Raw genomic sequence first — 1,780 nt, forward strand, 5'->3', positions numbered from 1 at the left:
TGAAGCGGCGGGTATGGCGGGGGAGTTGAGCGAGGCGGACCTGGAGCGGATGAACCGTACCGGGGTGCGTCCGATCACGGAGGCGCAGGGCCTGGCCCTCTTCGACACCGCCGGTGCCCTTCGCGATGCCGCCCTCGTACCCATCGACCTCGACCTCAAGGCCCTACGCACCTCCCTCACCACATCCGGCGAGGAACTGCCGTCCCTGTTCCGGGGACTGATCCGCACCACCACCCGCCGGGCCACCACCACCGGCGCCGGTGCCGCGGGCGCCGTCCCGGAGCTGAGGGCGCAGCTCGCCGGGCTCACGGACGAGGAGCAGGAGACACTGCTCCTGGACGCCGTACGGACTCACGCCGCGGTGATCCTCGGGCATGCGGGGCCGGACAGCATCGAACCCGACCGGGCCTTCAGCGAGCTGGGCTTCGACTCGCTCAGCGCGGTGGAGTTCCGCAACCTCATGAACACGATCAGCGGGCTCCGGCTGCCGCCCACCCTGGTCTTCGACTATCCCAACGCCCGAGCCCTGGCCGACCACATGCGCACCGAACTGGCCCCGGACACCGACGGGGCGGGCGGCACGGCCGGGGACGAGGAGGAGATCCGCAGGTTCCTGCGGACCATTCCGCTCAGCCGGCTGCGGGAGGCGGGCCTCCTGGACAGCCTCCTCGAACTCGGCGGACTCAGCGGACTCGGCGGACCCGGTGGATACGGGGCCCTCGGTGCCGCGCAGACCGGCCCCGACGAGCCGGACGAGGCCGCGGAGGACTCGATCGACGACATGGACACCGACCGCCTGATCAGCATGGCGCTCGGCGCGGAAGCTGGAGAACTGTGATGGCAGGGACCGACGAGAAGAAGCTGGTCGACGCGCTCCGGTCGTCGCTGAAGGAGACCGAGCGGCTGCGCGCCCAGAACAAGAAGCTCACCTCAGCGCTCCGTGAACCCATCGCGATCGTGGGCATGAGCTGCCGCTACCCGGGCGGCGTCGAGACGCCGGAGGACCTGTGGCGGCTCGTCGTGAACGGAGTCGACGCCGTCTCGGAATTCCCCGCCGACCGCGGCTGGGACACCGAGCGGCTCTTCGACCCCACATCCGAGCGGCCGAACACGACGTACGTCCGCGAAGGCGGCTTCCTGCACGACGCGGCCCAGTTCGACCCCGCCCTCTTCGGGATCGCGCCGAACGAAGCGCTGATCATGGACCCGCAGCAGCGGCTGCTCCTGGAGACGTCGTGGGAGGCGATCGAGCGGGCCGGTATCGACCCGACGACCCTGAAGGGCTCGGCGACCGGCGTGTTCGCCGGGATGATGTACCACGACTACGCCGCCAACGCGAACACCGGATCCATCGCCTCCGGCCGGGTGTCCTACGTACTCGGCCTGGAAGGCCCGTCGGTCACGATGGACACCGCCTGCTCCTCTTCGCTCGTCGCCCTGCACTCCGCGATCCAGGCGCTGCGCTCGGGCGAGTGCTCCCTCGCGCTCGCCGGCGGTGTGTGCGTCATGGCGACCCCCGAGACCTTCGTGGAGTTCAGCCGCCAGCGCGGCCTGTCGCACAGCGGCCGGTGCAAGTCCTTCGCGTCCGCCGCGGACGGTACGGCCTGGGGTGAGGGTGTGGGCATGCTGCTCGTGGAGCGGCTCAGCGATGCGCGCGCCAACGGTCACCCCGTGCTGGCCGTGGTGCGGGGCATGGCGGTGAACCAGGACGGTGCGAGCAACGGCCTGACCGCGCCGAACGGGCCCTCGCAGATGCGGGTGATCCGGCAGGCGCTCGCCA

General features: G+C 70.9%; 2 protein-coding genes. Both read left to right on the top strand.

Annotated elements, in window-relative coordinates:
- Positions 1 to 838: acyl carrier protein (locus ACFQVC_RS42410; protein ID WP_381842128.1), on the top strand; the 838-nt coding region annotated here is incomplete at its 5' end.
- On the top strand, positions 838 to 1,780 hold a 943-nt coding region (locus ACFQVC_RS42415), incomplete at its 3' end, for a beta-ketoacyl synthase N-terminal-like domain-containing protein (RefSeq protein WP_381842131.1). The genes ACFQVC_RS42410 and ACFQVC_RS42415, both read left to right, overlap by 1 nt.

The organism is Streptomyces monticola, assembly GCF_042665355.1.
Classification (GTDB): Bacteria; Actinomycetota; Actinomycetes; order Streptomycetales; family Streptomycetaceae; genus Streptomyces; species Streptomyces monticola.